The following is a 17,081-nucleotide window of genomic DNA, read 5'->3' as shown; positions in this document are numbered from 1 at the left end:
GCCCGAGCGCTAGACTAGTTCGTCTCGCTCGCGGAGCGGCGTCCGGATATGACGTCGCCGAAGCGCTCCCAGCTTTCGCCCTTGAAGCGAATGAGCTGCAGGTCCTGGATCGGGCCGAAATCGTTGGCGCTCGTGTTCATCTTGATGCCCGGCAGCAGCCCGTCAAGCTCGACGTCCTTCAGCGAAGCGGCCTGCTTCATGACGTTCTCGCGCGTCAGGTTGTCGCCGCAGGCTTTCAGGACATGGACCAGCGATTGGGCGGCTGAATATCCCGTCAGCACCAGCACGTCGGCCCGATTTCCCCTCGGATAATACTTCACCAGAAACTGGTCGAAACGGCGGATGCCGGGATCGTCCTTCCACTGGGCGTCGGTCGCATCCTTCAGATAGGTGGCGGATACGATGCCCTGGCCGTTCTCCAGGCCGGCCGGTTTCATCACGCTCGCGACCGAAATCGAGACGCTGGTCATGACGTGCATGGGCTTCCAGCCGATTTCCGCGATCTTCTTGATGGCTTGCGCTGCAAACTTGGGAGTCGCGAAGTTGACGATGACGTCGACATTGGCTGACTTCATCTTCACGATGTGCGAGTCGATCGTCGGCTCCGAGGTCTCATAGCTCTCCTCGGCGACAATCATCGAGCGAGCCTTGTCGCCCAGCCCGTCCCTGAAGCCTTTCATGAAGTCGACGCCGGAATCGTCATTCTGGAAGAATACGCCGATCCTGGCGTCGGGCTCCTCCTTGAGAACGTATTTCGCGAAGATGCGGGCTTCGCTCTGGTAGTTCGGCTGCCAGCCCGTGGTCCAGGGGAAGTGCTTCGGGTCGTTCCACTTGGTGGCGCCGCTGGAGACGAAGAGATGCGGCACTTTTTTCGTGTTCATGTATTTGTGGATGGCGCTGTTGGTCGGCGTTCCCAATGCATGGAAAATCAGGAGCACTTCATCGCTTTCGACCAGCTTGCGGGCCTGCTCGACCGTCTTCGGCGGTGAGTAGGCGTCGTCATATGAGATGAAGTTGATCTTGCGGCCGTTGATGCCGCCCTGTTCGTTGATCATCCTGAAGTAGGCCGCTTCGGTCTCGCCGATGACGCCATAGGCGGACAGCGGCCCGCTATAGGGCATGATGTTGCCAATCTTGATCTCGGTATCGGTGGCGCCGACGTCATATTTCTTCTGCGCCGAGGCCGTGCTGGTTGCGGCAAGCACAGCGACGGCCGCGAAAAACACCCGCCGGACGGTATGGCTCAATGACATTCCAACTCTCCCTAGCTTGCGCGGGCCGCTTTCTTCGCGCGGCCTCATTGGATCGGTCCGGCCGGACCGTCATGCTGGAGGGTTGACCGGTCCGAACTTGACGCGATATCCTGCCATCAATGTACATTGAATGCAATGTACATCATAAGAGGGTAGGGAAGAACAAGGGGAGAAGGAAATGCCGAAGGTGTTGTCGCCTGCGCAAATCGAAGGCTTTTGGAAAGATGGATATGTCGCTCCCATCCGCGCGATATCGACCGAGCAAGCGGCTTCGATCCGCGCGAAGCTTGAGGCGTTCGAGCGAACCATCGGCGGTCCGCTCAGCGGGTCGCTGCGCGGACGGAGCCATCTATTGTTCACCTGGCTGAACGACTTGATCCGCGAAGAGCGGATCGTCGATGCGATCGAGGATCTCTACGGCGAGAATATCCTGTGTTGGGCGAGCAGTTTCTTCATCAAGGAAGCGGAGGACCCGTCATTCGTGTCATGGCACCAGGACTCCACCTATTGGGGCCTGTCGAGCCCGGATGTCGTCACCGCGTGGGTTGCGCTGTCGGAGAGCAACAAAGCGAACGGCGCCCTGGAAGTCGTGCCCGGCACGCATCTGCAGGATCAGATCCCGCATCGCGATACGTTCTCCAAAAACAACATGCTGACGCGCGGACAGGAGGTTGCGGTAGAGGTCGATCCGAAAATGGCGGTCATGCTCGAACTCGAGCCGGGCGAAATGTCGTTGCACCATGTGCGCCTGATCCACGGCTCGGCGCCCAATCCGTCGAAGCGTCGCCGCATCGGCTTTGCGATCCGCTACATGCCGACGTCGGTGCGGCAGCTCGAAGGGGAAGACAGCGCCTCGCTGGTGCGTGGCGTCGATACTTACCGGACCTTCGAGCACGAACCGATTCCAAGCCGCGACATGGACCCGGTGGCGGTCGAGTTTCATCGCAAGCAGCACGAACGTTCAGTGAAGATCCTCTATAAGGGCGTGAAGGTCCCGGCATAGAGGCACTGAAAGACCCCATGCACCCACCCGTGCAGCCCGGCTGGATCGATGCACCGCACAGACGGCTAAGCCTGCCGCGCCTTGTATTGGAGAGCGGTGAAGCGATCGAGGACTTCGAGCTGTCCTATGCCGTCCATGGCGACATCGATGATCGTTCGCTTCCGGTCATCGTCGCCCTCTGCGCCATCGGAAGCAGCCACCACCGGCTTGATTTCCTGATCGGGGAGGGCCGGGCGCTCGATCCCGGCCGGGCCAGGATCTTCGCGATCGATGCAATCGGCAACGGCCTGAGCAGCTCACCGTCACTGTCGCGCAGGCAGCCGCGGCTGAACTTCCCCCGCTTCACCATCCGCGACATGGTGAACAGCCAGAAGCTGCTGATGCAGCATCTCGGCATCGAAACCGTCGATCTCGTGATCGGCGCCTCGATGGGCGGGATGCAGGCGCTGCAATGGGCGGTTTCCTATCCCGATATTGTGCGGCAGGTCGTGGCCATGACGCCGATGGCGAAGACGACCGCCTGGTCGGGCGCCGTCAACCATGCCGCGCGGCTTGCCCTGCAAAGCCATGCGGCGGACCCGAATACATGTCCGGACCAGCTTCCGAACCGCTGGGAAAGCTGGAGCGCGGTCATGCAGCTTCTCGGCGCGCGGACGCCGCAGCATATTGACAGGCAGTTCAGCGGTCCTGATGAGATCAGGCGCTGGTTGTTAGATCGTACGCGGCTCTGGCTGGAGCAGGGTTTCGATCCGCTCGATTGGATCTATCAGTCGTTCGCGTATGACGGCCATGATGTCGGTGATACGCCAGGCTTTCGGGGAGATACGATCGCCGCGCTGCGATCGATCCGGGCGCGGACGCTGATCGCGATCCCGCCGCTGGACCTCTACAATCCGACGGAAGCCGGCCGCTGGGCGGCGCAGCACATCGCCGATTGCGAATTGGTGGAGGTGATGTCGGATTCCGGCCACCAGGTTGCCAGTGCAACCGATCCAGCCGCCGCCTCCGAGCTGAACCGGCGGATAGCTGCCTTCCTGCGATGAAGGTATATCTTCGCGAAGCGCTGTTCGCCGGTTAAGTTCCGGCGAAGTCTGCAACCAGACGTTGGGAACATGAAAGCGTCACCGCAAGCCGCCGCTACTGCCGAAGCATTCGAGAAGACGTCGATGCAACGGGATGCATTTCTGTTGCTCAAGGACATGATCGAGCAGGGGCGGATTCGGCCCGGTGAGAAATTGCTGGAAGTGCAGGTCGCCAAAGCATTCGGCATCAGCCGTTCACCCGCCAGACATGCGTTGCGGGCGCTGTGCGAGGCGAAGATCGTCCATCCATTGGAGGGGCGGGGTTACCAGGTCGCCGGCCGTCCGAAGGCTGAGCATGTCGGGCAGATCGCCTCGCTTGGCGAATCGCGGATCGCTCCGTTGCCGCAATGGGAACGGGTTTACAAGAAGGTCGAGCAGGAACTCTGGATTCGCGTGCTGTTCGGATCGCTCAGGATTACCGAAGCGGCGTTAGCTGACTTCTTCAATGTCAGCCGCACCGTCGCCCGCGATGTCCTTGCCCGCATGCACAGCGTGGGGATGGTCGGAAAGGACGGGCTCGGCCATTGGATTGCGCCGCATGTGTCGTCGGACAAGATCCGCGAACTGTTCGAGATGCGTGCGATCCTCGAGCCGGAGGCGCTGATGCGCGCCGCGCCGCTGGCGCCAGCTGCGGAACTCGGACGCATGCATGCGGACCTGCGGCGTGCGATATCAAACGGTCCGGTCGAAATCGGACCAGTCGGGCAACTCGAAACTGACCTCCACATCAATCTGCTGGACCATTGTCCCAACCGCGAGATCGTCAAGGCGCTGCAGAGAACGCATATCCTGTTTGTGCCGAGCCTTTATCTGCTCGACTCCAGCCTGAGCGTTCCGCAGGGGACCATGCACGATGCCCTGGAGGAGCATCTCGCGATCGTCGAGCAGCTCCGTCGCGACAATGTCAGCAAGGCCGCCAGATTGTTGCGCGAGCATCTGGGCTCCGCAGCAACACGCTGGCTCGAGCGTTTCGAGATTTTTTTGAAGGCGGACCGGTCGCCGCTGCCGCCTTATCTGTCTCCGTTCAAGGATACGGGTTCGAGCTGATCCGCACACTATTCCGCCGTCCGTGCTCGCAGCCGCTGCGCGTAGACATTGATGACGAGCGCGGCGAGCAGGATCAGGCCGCGGATCAGGATTTTCAGGAAGCTGTCGATATTGACGTGGTCGAGGCCGTTGTTGAGCACGCCAAGCACGAACAGGCCGACAATGGTGTTGCCGATGCCGCCGCGGCCGCCGAACAGGCTGGTGCCGCCGACCACCACAGCGGCGATCGAATCGAGCAGATAGGTGTCGAATTCGTTCTGCTGCGCGCTGCCGAAATGCGCGACGCCGAGCATGCCGGCGATGCCGGAGCAGACTGCTGAGATCACCATCACGCTGCCCAGGATCAGCTTGACGTTGAGCCCGGAATATTCCGCCGCTTCGCGATTGCCGCCGACCATGTAGACGTAGCGGCCGAAGCGGGTGTAGGTGAGCACCAGGTGGCCGGCGAGCAGCATCACCGCCGCGACGATCACGATCCATGGAATGCCGCCGATGGATCCGGATCCGAGCGTCGCGACCAGGTCGGGCACCTTGTAGGCGATCTGGCCGCGCACCAGCAGCGCCGAGATGCCGGCCGCGATCTGCATCATCGCCAGCGTCATGATGAAGGAGGGGATGCCGATCACGGTCAGCCCCAGGGCATTGACGAGGCCGAGCAGTGCGCAGAGCGCCAATGACAGCATGATCGCCGCCCAGCCCGGCAACGGTACATTGGCGATGTTCACATAGGATTCCTGCAGCGTGAAATAGGCAACGGCAATGCCGGTGACGTTGGCGATGGCGGCGATCGAGAGATCGATCTCGGCGCACAGGATCACGAAGGTCAGGCCGACGGCGATGATGCCGGTGACGGAGACTTGCATCAGGATGTTGCCGAGATTGTCGAGGGTCGCGAAGGAGGGGCTCGCGATTGCGAAGAACCCGCTCAGGCAGATCAGTGTCAGGAACGGCGCGATGTTGCGCATCTGCGAGCGCAGGATCGCAGCCGCGCTGCGCTGTCCGCCGCGATGCACCGTTGCAGTCACCCCTTCGCTGCTTGCCATGCTGTTCTCCGTCAGGCCGCCTCGAGCAGGCGGTCCTTGCTGACCACCTCACCCGCAAATTCGCGCACCACCGCGCCGCGTTTCATGACGATGATGCGATCGGCAAGCGACAACACCGTCTCCGGTTCGGTCGAGAGCACGATGACGGCGAGCCCTTTGGCGCTGAGCTCGCGGACGATGTTGATGACATCGTTCTTGGCGCCGACATCCATGCCGCGGGTCGGCTCACACAGCACCAGCACCCGCGGCGGATAGCTCAGCCACTTTGCCAGCGCCACCTTCTGCTGATTGCCGCCCGAGAGCATCCCGAGGTCGAGCTCAACCGCCGCCGGGCGGATCTGCAATTGCTCGACCTGCCGGGCGGCAATCGAGCGCTCGCGCGACGGCTTGAGCAGAAGTGCAGATATACGGTCGAGCACGCTGATCGAGATGTTCTTGTACACCGGCTCCTGGTGAAACAGCATCGCGCGTCGGCTCTCGGGGACAAAGGCGATTCCGGCGCGCCGGGCCGCGGCCGTGCTGCGGAAGGCTGTGCGGTTGTCGTCGATGACCACCGTGCCGCTGTCGGGCTTGATCTTGCCAAACAGGACGCGCGCCAATTCCAACTGGCCGCATCCCATGAAGCCGTAGATGCCGAGCACTTCGCCGGCGCGCACGTCGAACGAGACGTCCTGGACGCTGCGGGCGAGCGACAGTGCGTCGGCTTTCAAGACCACTGGACGGTCACCGCGCGGCGGCAGCGTGATGTCATGCGCATAGGTCTCTTCCAGCGCCTCGCGGCCCTTGCCGATCATCGCTTCGATCAGTGCGGCCTTGCTGGTCGCGGCGGCTTCGGTTTCGTGGACCTTCCGCCCATTGCGGAACACCGTCACGGTGTCGGAAATGCGCAGGATGTCCTCGATGAAATGGGAGATGAAGACGATGCCGGTGCCCTCGTCGCGCAGCCGTCGCAAAGTCGCGAACAACCGCTCGACCTCGGGCGGGGAGAGCGCCGAGGTTGGCTCGTCCAGGATGACGATGCGGGCGCCGGAGAACAGCACGCGCGCGATCTCGATCAGTTGCTGCAGGCCGATCGGCAGATCGCCCAGCCGCGTCATCGGATCGACGTCGATGCCGAAGCGCGCAAGCTGCTCGCCCGCCTCGCGCGCCATCCTCCGCCACTGAACGATACCGAAACGGTTGGTCGGCTGCGCCCCGAGAAAGACGTTCTCGGCAACGGAAAGATCGGGCGCGACGCTGAGTTCCTGATGCACCATGGCGACACCGGCCGCATGGGCATCGCTCGCCCTGCGGAAACGGGTCTGGCGTCCGTCGAGTACGAAGCGGCCGGAGAATTCCGGATGCACGCCGGCGATGATTTTCATCAGCGTGCTCTTTCCCGCGCCGTTTTCGCCGACGAGACCGTGGATCTCGCCGGCGTAAAGCGCGAAGTCGACCCCACGAAGCGCTTCGACACCGCCGAAAGCCTTCGTGATCTCCTTCAATTCGAGGATCGGTGAGCGTCCCTGTGGCATGCGGGCGGCTCAGATCAGAAAATGATCCTCCATCCATTGCATGCCAGCGGCGTTGGCTTTGGTTACCACCGGGCCGTCGGTCACCACGCTCTTTGGAATGCCCTGTCCGCTCTTCTCGCCCGCGGTCACCGCGGCGACGCCCGCGATGATGGCGCCGCCGTGGATGCGGCAGGATGGATTACGGACGGTCGCGAACATGCGGCCTTCGCTCACCGCCTGGATCGCCGGCGGCATGGCGTCGACCCCGCCGATCAGGATGTTGGTGCGGTTGCGCGCCTTCATGATGTTGTAGGCGGCGAGCGCCATGTCGTCATTGTGGAAGAAGGCGGCGTCGATCTGCGGGTATTTGGTGAGATAGGTCTCCCACAGACGCGCGGTCTTGGAGACATCCCAATCGGCCGGCTGGGTGTCGAGCACCTCGATGTTCGGATACTGCTTCACGACCGCGTTGAAGCCCTTGGCGCGGCCCTGCGCGCCGGTATGGCCGAGTGCGCCTTGCGTCATGATGATCTTGCCCTTGCCGCCGATGGCGTTGACGAGCGCCTGCGTCACCGAGGACCCCATGAATTCATTGTCCGGGGCGAGGAAGGAATGGACGTTGATCTGATCGAGCGGAGCGATCAGCGTATCCATGTCGATGACGGGAATGCCGGCGTCAATCATCTTCTGCACCGGCTGGGTCAGCGTGCCGATGCCGAACGCCTGGATGGCGACGAAGTCCCATTTTTGCGACGCCATATTGTCGATCGCGGCGCGCTGCTTGACCGCATCGAGCTGGCCGTCGAACCATGTGACCTCGACGTTGAAGAGCTTGCCCCAATATTCGGCCGCCTGTTTGCCTTGCGCGCACCAGGTGGCCTGCAGGCCGGCGTTGGAGAATGCAGCCTTCAGCGGTTTCTCGGAACGTCCCACTTCCGCCGCGAGCGCGGGGCTCACGCCAATCCCGCCGAGCAGCGCGGCTGCTGCGCCGCCGGCTGCCGCCGTCTGAAGAAGATCGCGCCTAGTCCTTGAAGATGTGTCCTTCCCTGGCATCGCACGCTCCCTGATGTCTGTTCTTGGCGCCGTCGGCGTCTGTTGCGCGCGCCGCGGATCAGGGAAAGTCTGTCACAATCGGAGCGTTCATGCCAACGGTTCCGATTCCGCGGCTGCTAAAGCGGGACGACGCTTCTTCGAATCGTCGTCCCGCTTTAGCTCTTTGTTTGAGCATGATCTGTTCGGAAAACCGGTACCCACTTTTCCGGATCATGCTTTAGCGACATCCGGCATCACGATCGTTTCGATGTCGCGCAGCAGTTTTTGCCACGCAGCATCGATCTCGGCTGTCCACTCCACACCAAGAATTTCCTGGAGCGTGCCCGCGATCACGGCGAAGAACGCGACGAATAAATCTCGGGGCGTGCCGTAAGCATCGTGCGAGGCGACCTCGCATTCGATCATCCGGAAGTTGCCGCGCCGCTCGCCGGCGAAATCGAGAATCGCTTCGATCGTCAGCGCCAGCATCGAGCCTTTGACGAACTCACTGCCTTCGGTGCGAAACATTGCGACGGTTTCGGGGTGCGCTTCGAACAAGCGACGATAGATCAGCGGTGTCAGATCATCGCAGCGCGCCGCCGCAAGTTCGAAGCTGCGCTCGATCGGATTTGCCGATGACATGATCAGCGATCGCGATGGCCCAAAGAAAAAAGAGCAGGGCTCCTAGCCCTGCTCGAGGAATTGTGTCGACCCTATTTCCCCAAAAATTCGGATTTGATCTTGATTGATGGGGTGACGCTGCTTCTGCGCGCCGGGCTCCTCCCGAGACTTGGACCACCAGACCGTCCGCCCTGTGGCTGGCCTGAGCCTGAATTGGTAGACCATCTTTTTTGTTTTGTCATCAATTTCAGCAACGATTGTTCAAAATTCGAGCAATTTGCGAAATGATTGGGATTTCGCCACTATCGGTTGTAAATCCGCGTTTAAGACCCGTCACGGGGTACGAAAGTAGGGGGTAAGAGGGTGCCGATCCGGACCCGATTATTCCTTGTGCCGGGACAAAAAGGCGGCGTTTCGGCTCTCGACTCCGGCCCGGCGCAGTGATTACTTCCGCCATCGGATGGGTTTTGCGATGCGCCGGCGGCTGAAGAATTTTCTGCCCGTTTTCCTGATTGCGCTGATGGTGCAAATCTTTGCGCCGATCGCGGCCTGTTGGGCGGCCGGAATCGCCGCCTCCGACCCGCTGGCCGCCGCCATCATCTGCCATGACAACAGCGCCGGTTCCGGCGAAACCGACCCTGGCGGGCCGCACGTCCGCGACGGCTGCTGCTCGATCTGTAATGTGCTGCAGACCGGCACTCCGGTCGATCCACCCGAGATGACCGCCGGCGTTGTCGAGCGGTCGCCCGAACAGGTGGCATGGCTCGATTTCGTCTCCCGTCTGGCGGATGTCCGGGCACGCTCCCACGCGCAGGCGCGCGCCCCACCATCGATTTCCTGACTGCCGTTCGCTGCCGGTTAGGCCTTCGCTGCGCCGGTTGACGTCGTCCATCGAGCCGGCCGCAGAGCCGGTGTCAGGAATTTCTCAATGTTACGCCTCGCTTACCTGAGCGGTGCCGGCACAATGGTGCTCGGTGCCATGCTCGCCACCGATCCATCACCGGCTACGGCGCAAACCGCCTTGCCGCCGGTCAACGTGGAGGCTCCCCGAGAAGCCCGCGCCAAGCCGGCGAAACCGAAGCCGGCGGGACGCACGCTCGCCGCCCGGCCGCGGGTGACGCCGCCAAGGACCACCGCCATCCCGACCGTCGTGGTGCAGCGCGACGTCACGCCCACGGTTCTGCGCGACGGGCTGAACCAGGCTCCCAGTGGCCAAACTCAAACCACCGTCGACCGCAGTCAGTTCGACAATCGGCCGGCGTTTTCGGTCGGAGACGTGCTGCGAGAGAGCCCCGGCATCTCGATCAAGCAGGGCAACGGGCCGCGCGACGTCGGCATTTCGATCCGCGGATCGAATGCCCGCAACGGCTTCGGGATTCGCAACCTCGTCATCTTCGAGGACGGCTTTCCGGTCACCCAGCCGGACGGACTATCGCGCAGCGACCTGATCGATCCGCATGCCTACAGCGCGATCGACGTGATCCGTGGACCGTCCTCGGCGCTCTACGGCAACTACGCAACCGGCGGCGCGCTGAATTTCCGGACGCGGCCGGGCGGTACGATCGACGGTGTCGAATACGGCGTCGACGGCGGCAGCTTCGGCTACCTGAACAACTATCTGGCTGCGGGCAAGAAGGTCGGCAATTTCGAGGGCTCGCTGTTTGCGAGCGATGCGCGCGGCGACGGTTACATCACCAATAGCTGGTTCAACACCCAGACGGTGAATTTCCTCGGCACGCTGCAGGCCACGCCCGATGACCGCTTCACCGTCAAGTTCATCAACAACGACTTGAGCGCGCGGCTGCCGATCCGGCTGTCGCTGAATCAATATGACCAAAACCCGTTCCAGCGCGGCTGCGTCACCGGAGCTACGGCCGCGCTTGGCTGCGCAACGGTGCCGCTGTTCAACAATGGCTTCAACGCAGCGGCGGGAATCGACAGGGAGACTGCGCTGCAGGCAGGCCTCGGTCGCAACGATCGCCGCACCATCGTCGGCGGCCGCTGGGAGCACGATTTCGACAACCAGACCACCTGGCGCAACCAGTTCGTGTTCGACGACCGCAACATCAACCAGCCCACCGGGGCGACCAGCGCGATCGGCGACTTCCCGTCCTACAATTATATGAGCGACGTCACGCGGCGCGGCGAGATCCTTGGCATGGAATCGACCACCTATTTCGGGGGTTGGTACAACACGCTCGTCGCCTCCAGCGACACGCGCAATGTCGCGCCGGGCGGCAATGCCACGCTCGGCGCGCTATCCAGCAATCTCTACAGCGATACATCCAACTACGGCGTTCGCGCGCGACAGGAACTCAAGCTCAACCCGCAGCTCACCGCGATTGCGGGCATTGGCTGGGAAACGACCAACCTCAAGGGAAGGAACACGGCGTACACTTATACGGGGCCGATACCGATCACGACGACGATGGTGACGACCGCCGATCGGCAATTCCAGAACACCGCGCCGGAGCTTGGGCTACTCTATAGGCTGAACAGCGAGTGGCAATTCCGCGGCAGGGTGGCGACCGGCTACGGGACGCCGCAGGTCAGCAATCTCTTCGTGCTGCCGAACGGCCAGAACGGCAACAATACAGGGCTGCAGGCCCAGAAAAATCTCGGCTATGATCTGGGCTTCGACTGGACGCCGAACAGCGCGCTCAGGCTGAGCGCCACCGGTTTCTACGAGTTCTTCAAGGACGAACTGGTGACGCAGGCAACGCCAGTCGGAGCACCCAATGCGAGCTATACGTTCAATGCACCGCGATCCGAGCATCGCGGCGTGGAGCTTGCCGTCGACTGGCGTTTCTATTCGGGCTGGCGGCTGACGGCAGCCTACACCTATCTCGATGAGATCTACACGGAGTACATCGAGAACATCACCAATGGTGCGGTGTTCGGCTTCAACCGCGCGGGCAACAAGATCCCCGGCATCTCGCCGAACGAGTTGACCGCACGGCTTTCCTACGACCAGTTGTCTGGGCCGCTGCGAGGGCTCGGCGCGTTCGTGGAAGTGCAGTGGAAGGACTCCTTCTACATGGACAACGCCAACCTCCTGAAGGCGCCCGGCTATGAGCTGGTCAACCTCAATGTCCACTATGGCACCGACCTGGTCTCGGACTACTTCAAGGCGGTCAACTTCTACCTCGAGGTGCGGAACGTCTTTGACCGCACATACGTGGCTTCCGCCAACAACATTGGTGACACGGTAACGGCGGCGGCCATTCAAAACCCCGCGAGCGTGCTGGCCAACACCACCGGCTCGATCTATGCCGGAGCGCCAAGAACGTTTGTGGCCGGCATGAAACTGGCGTTCAAATGAGGTGCGTTGTCATGAGGGACCTCAGAGCTATCCTTGGCGCTGCCGCCATGGCGGCCGTCTTCACGCTTTGGCACGGCGGTGCATTCGCGCAGATGAACCATCAGCACGCATCGGAAGCCGCGTGCGAGGAGACGGTCCTGCGCTGTGCAAGCAAGGTCACGCCCGCGTTCGGTGCCGACGGCACGCTTTGGCTGGTGTGGATGGCCGGCGGCCAGATCTCCGTTGCAAGTTCGAAGGACGACGGAAAGACCTTCTCCTCGCCGGTACAGGTCACGCGCGAGAGCTTAAATCTGGATTGGGGGCCGGACGCCCGTCCGAAGATCGCCATCGATGGCAAGGGACGGATTGTGCTGGCGTTCTCGATCTTCAGGGACAAGGCCTTCAACGGTCAGGTGCTCGCGACACAATCGAGCGATGGCGGCAAGAGCTTTGCTCCGTTGCGCCCGATCACCGCTGATAACGAGAGCCAGCGCTTCGAGGCCATTGCCTTGGAGCCTGACGGCACCGTGTTCGCGGCCTGGCTCGACAAGCGCAACCGCGTGCCGGCGCGGCAGAACGGCAAGCCCTACGATGGCGCGGGCCTGTTCTTCGCGACATCGAAGGACCGCGGTTCGACTTACTCCGAGGCGCAGCTCGTCGCCGACAACACCTGCGAATGTTGTCGCCTCGGCCTGGCCCTGGATGGTAGCGGCCGCCCGGTCATCGTATTCAGGAACATCTTTGAAGGCGGTGTCCGCGATCATGCCGTCGTCACCTTCTCAGGTTCGGCCCCGCCGGGCGAGGTTCACCGCGTCAGCCGGGATGACTGGCAGATCGCGGCTTGTCCGCACCACGGACCGAGCCTGTCAATCTCGCCGAATGGAACCTATCATGTCGCCTGGTACACGAACGGCAAGGCGCGCAAGGGGCTGTTCTATGCGCGCTCGACCGACGGCGGAAAAACCTTCTCGAATCCGCTGCCGATCGGCGAGCCCAGCCGAAGCCCGTCGCGGCCGCAGGTCATCGCCGGACCGGAAGGGCTTGTGATGGTCTGGAAGGAGTTCGACGGCGAGAAGACCGAGGTGAAGCTGATGAAATCACAGGATGATGGAGCGACCTGGTCGACATCCGGGGTGATCGCCAGCACGACCGACAATTCCGACCATCCGCTGCTCGTCTCGGACAGCCGGAGAGTCTATCTCTCCTGGATGACGAAGGCCGATGGATATCGTTTCCAACCAATCGAGAGACAGCCATGAAACGCGAACTGCTTGCCGCAGCATTTCTGTTGGGGACGCTTTCCGCCGCAGCAACCGCGGATGACGCCGAGCTCAAGTCATTCGAACGCGGAAGCTGGCAGCAAATTCTGCGTTCACACGCCGGTCGTCCGACCCTGGTTCATTTCTGGGGCGTGACCTGTGGTCCGTGCAAGGTCGAGTTGCCCCAGCTCGGCAAGTTCATGAAGGACCATCCTGGAATCGATGTGGTCACGATCAGTGCGGACCTGGTGCCCAACCTCCCGGAGGCGACGCAATCGATGCTGCAGAAAGCCGGGCTCTCCGCGGCCGAGAACTGGATGTTCAGCGATGGCTTTGCCGATCGGCTGCGATTTGAAATCGATCCGGCCTGGCAGGGCGATATTCCGCGCACGATGCTGATCGCGCGCGGCGGCGCAGTCACCACCATCGAGGGAGCGGCCGAGATGCCGGAGCTCGACAAATGGGCACAAGGACAGGCCGCGACGACGGGATCAAGATAACAAGTCAATCTGAAATACGGGATAGAACAACATGAAGAAACTCTCTTCCATCATTACGCTCGCTCCTCTGCTGGCCGTCTTGTTCGGTGCCCCGGCGCAGGCCGAAGACATCAAGGCCGGCGATCTCGTCATCAGCCAGGCCTGGAGCCGGGCGACGCCGAGCGGCGCGAAGGTCGCTGGCGGCTATCTCACGATCGAGAACAAGGGCTCGTCACCGGACCGGCTGGTGGGGGCCTCCGGCGACATCGCCGGCAAGCTCGAGGTGCACGAGATGGCGACCGAGAACGGCGTGATGAAGATGCGGCCGCTGGACAAGGGCCTCGCGATCGAGCCCGGCAAGACCGTGAAGCTCGCGCCCGGCGGCTATCATCTGATGATGTTCGACCTGAAGCAGCCGCTGAAGCAGGGCGACAAGGTGCCGGTCACGCTCGAATTCGAGAAGGCGGGCAAGGTGACGCTGTCGCTCGATGTGCAGGCCGTCGGCGCACAGGCGCCGGGCGGCGATCAGGGCGGCCACATGGAAATGAAGAAGTCGCACGATCATTCCGGCAGCAAGTGAGGCAATGGAGCCGTGGGGTGGGCCAGATTTAGTGTGAACGGCTGGTAAGGTTCGCTTTACCCACCCCCGGCGATCTCATTACAAATCGGCGCAACGCCCGCAAATCGGCTTATTTGGCGGCTTTTTCGCAATTGCCGGCCTTGTGTTTTCGCACCCGATCCGGTTTCACTGCGTTTCTCTTGCCTCCTCAACTGATTCCTGAGTGCGCCCATGCGATTGTCGCGGTTTTTCCTGCCTATCCTGAAAGAAAACCCGAAAGAGGCGGAGATCGTCTCGCATCGTCTGATGCTGCGCGCCGGCATGATCCGGCAGGAGGCCGCGGGCATCTATGCCTGGCTGCCGCTCGGCTTCAAGGTCCTGCAGAAGATCGAGCAGATCGTGCGCGAGGAGCAGGACCGCGCCGGCGCGCTGGAACTGATGATGCCGACCCTGCAGCTCGCCGACCTCTGGCGCGAGAGCGGTCGCTACGACGCCTACGGCCCGGAAATGCTGCGCATCACCGACCGCCACAAGCGCGAGCTGCTTTACGGGCCGACCAACGAGGAAATGATCACGGAAATCTTCCGTGCCTACGTGAAGTCGTACAAGAGCCTGCCGCTCAATCTCTACCACATCCAGTGGAAGTTCCGTGACGAGCAGCGCCCGCGCTTCGGCGTGATGCGCGGCCGCGAGTTCCTGATGAAGGATGCCTATTCCTTCGACCTCGACGAGGCCGGTGCGCGGCGCGCCTACAACAAGATGTTCGTGGCTTACCTGCGCACGTTCGCGCGAATGGGGCTGAAGGCGATCCCGATGCGCGCCGAGACCGGGCCGATCGGCGGCGACTTGAGCCACGAATTCATCGTGCTGGCGGAGACCGGCGAGTCCGGCGTGTTCTGCAACCGCGACGTGCTCGATTTGCCGATTCCGCCCGATGACGTCGACTACGACGGCGATCTCACTGACATCATCAAGCAATGGACCTCGGTCTATGCCGCGACGGAGGACGTCCATGATGCTGCGCGCTTCGAGAGTGAGGTGCCGGCGGAGAAGCGGGTCAACACCCGCGGCATCGAGGTCGGCCAGATCTTCTATTTCGGCACCAAATATTCCGACACCATGAAGGCGCTGGTTGCGGGGCCCGACGGCGCGGAGGTGCCAATCCACGGCGGCTCCTATGGCGTCGGGGTCTCGCGGTTGGTCGGCGCCATTATCGAGGCTTGCCACGATGATGCCGGCATCAAATGGCCGGAGGCGGTTGCGCCGTTCAAGGCGGCGATCCTGAACCTGAAGCAGGGCGATGCCGCCGTTGATGCGGCCTGCGAAAAGCTCTACGCGGATTTGAAGGCCAAGGGCGTCGACGTGCTCTATGACGATACCGACCAGCGCGCCGGCGCGAAATTCGCCGCCGCCGACCTGATCGGCATCCCCTGGCAGGTCCTGGTCGGCCCGAAAGGCCTGGCCGAAGGCAAGGTCGAGATCAAGCGGCGCAGCGACGGCACGCGCGAAAACCTCACGCTCGACGACGCGCTTGTGAAGATCGCGGGATAGCGTTTATCCACCGCACCCGCGTGCGGTTGGCCAGTCTGGCCACATTTGGCCCCGAATCATGGGATTATCGACACATGGATGAGGCCATGACCGAAAAAGTCCGTACCCCGCCTTTTGCGCCCTTCGAATGGCTGCTGTCCGGACGTTACCTGCGGGCGCGTCGCAGGGAGGGTTTCATTTCCGTCATTGCCGGCTTTTCGTTTCTCGGCATCATGCTCGGCGTCGCCACGCTGATCGTGGTGATGGCCGTGATGAACGGTTTCCGCAAGGAATTGCTCGACAAGATCCTCGGCCTCAATGGCCATCTCCTGGTCCAGCCGCTGGAATCGCCACTCACCGACTGGAAGGATGTCGCCGAGCGCATCAGTCAGGTGCAGGGCGTCCGGCTTGCGGCGCCGGTGGTGGACGGCCAGGCGCTGGCGTCCTCCGCCTTCAATGCCTCCGGCGTGCTCGTGCGCGGCATGCGGGCGGAAGATCTGAACAACCTGTTCTCGATCGCGAAGAACATCAAGCAGGGCAGCCTCGAGAATTTCGACGAAGCGCAGGGGGTCGCGATCGGCCGCCGCCTGGCCGATCAACTATCGCTGCATGCTGGCGACAGCATCACCCTGGTGGCCCCGCGCGGTGCGGTGACGCCGATGGGGACGACGCCGCGCATCAAGCCTTACAAGATCGCGGCGGTGTTCGAGATCGGCATGTCCGAATATGACTCGGGTTTCGTGTTCATGCCGCTTGCGGAATCGCAGGCCTATTTCAACCGCAACAACGACGTCACCGCGATCGAGATATTCACCACCAATCCCGATCGCATCGACACATTTCGCAAGACTGTGACGGAAGCCGCGGGACGGCCAGTGTTCCTGGTCGACTGGCGGCAGCGCAACTCGACCTTCTTCAACGCGCTGCAGGTCGAGCGCAACGTGATGTTCCTGATCCTGACCATGATCGTATTGGTCGCGGCGCTCAACATCGTCTCCGGCCTGATCATGCTGGTAAAGGACAAGGGACAGGACATTGCGATCCTGCGCACGATGGGCGCCTCGCAAGGATCGATCATGCGCATCTTCCTGATCACGGGCGCCTCGATCGGTGTCGTGGGCACCATCGTCGGCTTCCTCGTGGGCATGCTGATCTGCATGAACATCGAATCGATCCGGCAATTCCTGTCCTGGCTCACCAGCACCGAATTGTTCGACCCGACGCTCTATTTCCTGTCGAAGCTGCCGGCCGAGATCGATTTCGGCGAAACCACGGCCGTCGTCATCATGGCGCTGACGCTGTCGTTCCTGGCGACGCTTTATCCGTCGTGGCGGGCCGCGCGGCTCGATCCCGTCGAAGCACTGCGCTACGAATGAGGG

General features: G+C 62.2%; 15 protein-coding genes. 10 read left to right on the top strand and 5 right to left on the bottom strand.

The annotated features are described in order from the left end of the window. Positions 1-14: 14 nt before the first annotated feature. Positions 15-1,253 carry an ABC transporter substrate-binding protein gene (locus AC5ZG1_RS19240; RefSeq protein WP_496133760.1) on the bottom strand — a complete coding sequence of 413 codons (1,239 nt, stop codon included), beginning with the start codon at positions 1,251-1,253 and terminating at the stop codon, positions 15-17. A gap of 178 nt (positions 1,254-1,431) precedes the next feature. Here AC5ZG1_RS19240 and AC5ZG1_RS19235 point away from each other — a divergent pair, with 178 nt between their 5' ends. The 3 genes from AC5ZG1_RS19235 to AC5ZG1_RS19225 all read left to right on the top strand — a co-directional run bounded on the left by AC5ZG1_RS19235 (position 1,432) and on the right by AC5ZG1_RS19225 (position 4,385). Beyond that, positions 1,432-2,256, top strand: coding sequence for a phytanoyl-CoA dioxygenase family protein (locus tag AC5ZG1_RS19235; protein ID WP_028162779.1), 825 nt, complete (start codon positions 1,432-1,434; stop codon positions 2,254-2,256). Between the two features lie 17 nt (positions 2,257-2,273). Further along, the gene (locus tag AC5ZG1_RS19230; RefSeq protein ID WP_456642353.1) at positions 2,274-3,299 is read left to right on the top strand and encodes an alpha/beta fold hydrolase; all 1,026 of its coding nucleotides are present in this window, start codon (positions 2,274-2,276) and stop codon (positions 3,297-3,299) included. 123 nt (positions 3,300-3,422) lie between these two features. Then, positions 3,423-4,385 (top strand): GntR family transcriptional regulator, encoded by a 963-nt coding sequence (locus AC5ZG1_RS19225; RefSeq protein WP_496133759.1) that lies wholly within the window; start codon positions 3,423-3,425, stop codon positions 4,383-4,385. An 8-nt stretch (positions 4,386-4,393) separates the two neighbouring features. Here AC5ZG1_RS19225 and AC5ZG1_RS19220 read toward each other — a convergent pair whose 3' ends face one another. The 4 genes from AC5ZG1_RS19220 to AC5ZG1_RS19205 form a co-directional block, all read right to left on the bottom strand. Then, positions 4,394-5,428, bottom strand: a complete 1,035-nt coding sequence (locus AC5ZG1_RS19220; protein WP_496133758.1) for an ABC transporter permease — start codon at positions 5,426-5,428, stop codon at positions 4,394-4,396. An 11-nt stretch (positions 5,429-5,439) separates the two neighbouring features. Further along, positions 5,440-6,942 (bottom strand): sugar ABC transporter ATP-binding protein, encoded by a 1,503-nt coding sequence (locus AC5ZG1_RS19215; RefSeq protein ID WP_130226887.1) that lies wholly within the window; start codon positions 6,940-6,942, stop codon positions 5,440-5,442. Between the two features lie 9 nt (positions 6,943-6,951). Further along, positions 6,952-7,974 carry a sugar ABC transporter substrate-binding protein gene (locus AC5ZG1_RS19210; protein ID WP_028162774.1) on the bottom strand — a complete coding sequence of 341 codons (1,023 nt, stop codon included), beginning with the start codon at positions 7,972-7,974 and terminating at the stop codon, positions 6,952-6,954. 210 nt (positions 7,975-8,184) lie between these two features. Then, entirely contained in the window at positions 8,185-8,595 is a 411-nt protein-coding gene (locus AC5ZG1_RS19205) for a globin (RefSeq protein WP_496133757.1), read from the bottom strand. A 451-nt stretch (positions 8,596-9,046) separates the two neighbouring features. Between AC5ZG1_RS19205 and AC5ZG1_RS19200 the strand changes: the two genes are divergently transcribed. From AC5ZG1_RS19200 to AC5ZG1_RS19170, 7 genes are all read left to right on the top strand, one after another. Next, complete coding sequence (locus tag AC5ZG1_RS19200; protein ID WP_496133756.1) at positions 9,047-9,415, top strand: DUF2946 domain-containing protein; 369 nt, start codon at positions 9,047-9,049, stop codon at positions 9,413-9,415. A gap of 87 nt (positions 9,416-9,502) precedes the next feature. After that, on the top strand, positions 9,503-11,896 hold the full coding sequence (locus AC5ZG1_RS19195; RefSeq protein WP_496133755.1) for a TonB-dependent receptor family protein: 2,394 nt from the start codon (positions 9,503-9,505) through the stop codon (positions 11,894-11,896). Between the two features lie 47 nt (positions 11,897-11,943). After that, positions 11,944-13,134, top strand: coding sequence for a sialidase family protein (locus tag AC5ZG1_RS19190; protein WP_496133821.1), 1,191 nt, complete (start codon positions 11,944-11,946; stop codon positions 13,132-13,134). Beyond that, positions 13,131-13,634: a TlpA family protein disulfide reductase gene (locus AC5ZG1_RS19185; RefSeq protein ID WP_028162769.1), complete on the top strand. Its 504-nt coding sequence runs from the start codon at positions 13,131-13,133 to the stop codon at positions 13,632-13,634. The genes AC5ZG1_RS19190 and AC5ZG1_RS19185 overlap by 4 nt, the downstream gene beginning before the upstream one ends. A gap of 31 nt (positions 13,635-13,665) precedes the next feature. Then, positions 13,666-14,193: a copper chaperone PCu(A)C gene (locus AC5ZG1_RS19180; RefSeq protein ID WP_456642359.1), complete on the top strand. Its 528-nt coding sequence runs from the start codon at positions 13,666-13,668 to the stop codon at positions 14,191-14,193. Positions 14,194-14,403: 210 nt separating this feature from the next. Then, complete coding sequence (proS, locus tag AC5ZG1_RS19175; RefSeq protein WP_208822672.1) at positions 14,404-15,723, top strand: proline--tRNA ligase; 1,320 nt, start codon at positions 14,404-14,406, stop codon at positions 15,721-15,723. Between the two features lie 74 nt (positions 15,724-15,797). Then, positions 15,798-17,078, top strand: a complete 1,281-nt coding sequence (locus tag AC5ZG1_RS19170; RefSeq protein WP_130226894.1) for a lipoprotein-releasing ABC transporter permease subunit — start codon at positions 15,798-15,800, stop codon at positions 17,076-17,078. Positions 17,079-17,081: the final 3 nt, after the last annotated feature.

Source organism: Bradyrhizobium sp. Leo78 (assembly GCF_059512425.1).
Note: the sequence above shows the minus strand (reverse complement) of the source record. Positions and strands in the feature narration are given on the sequence as shown.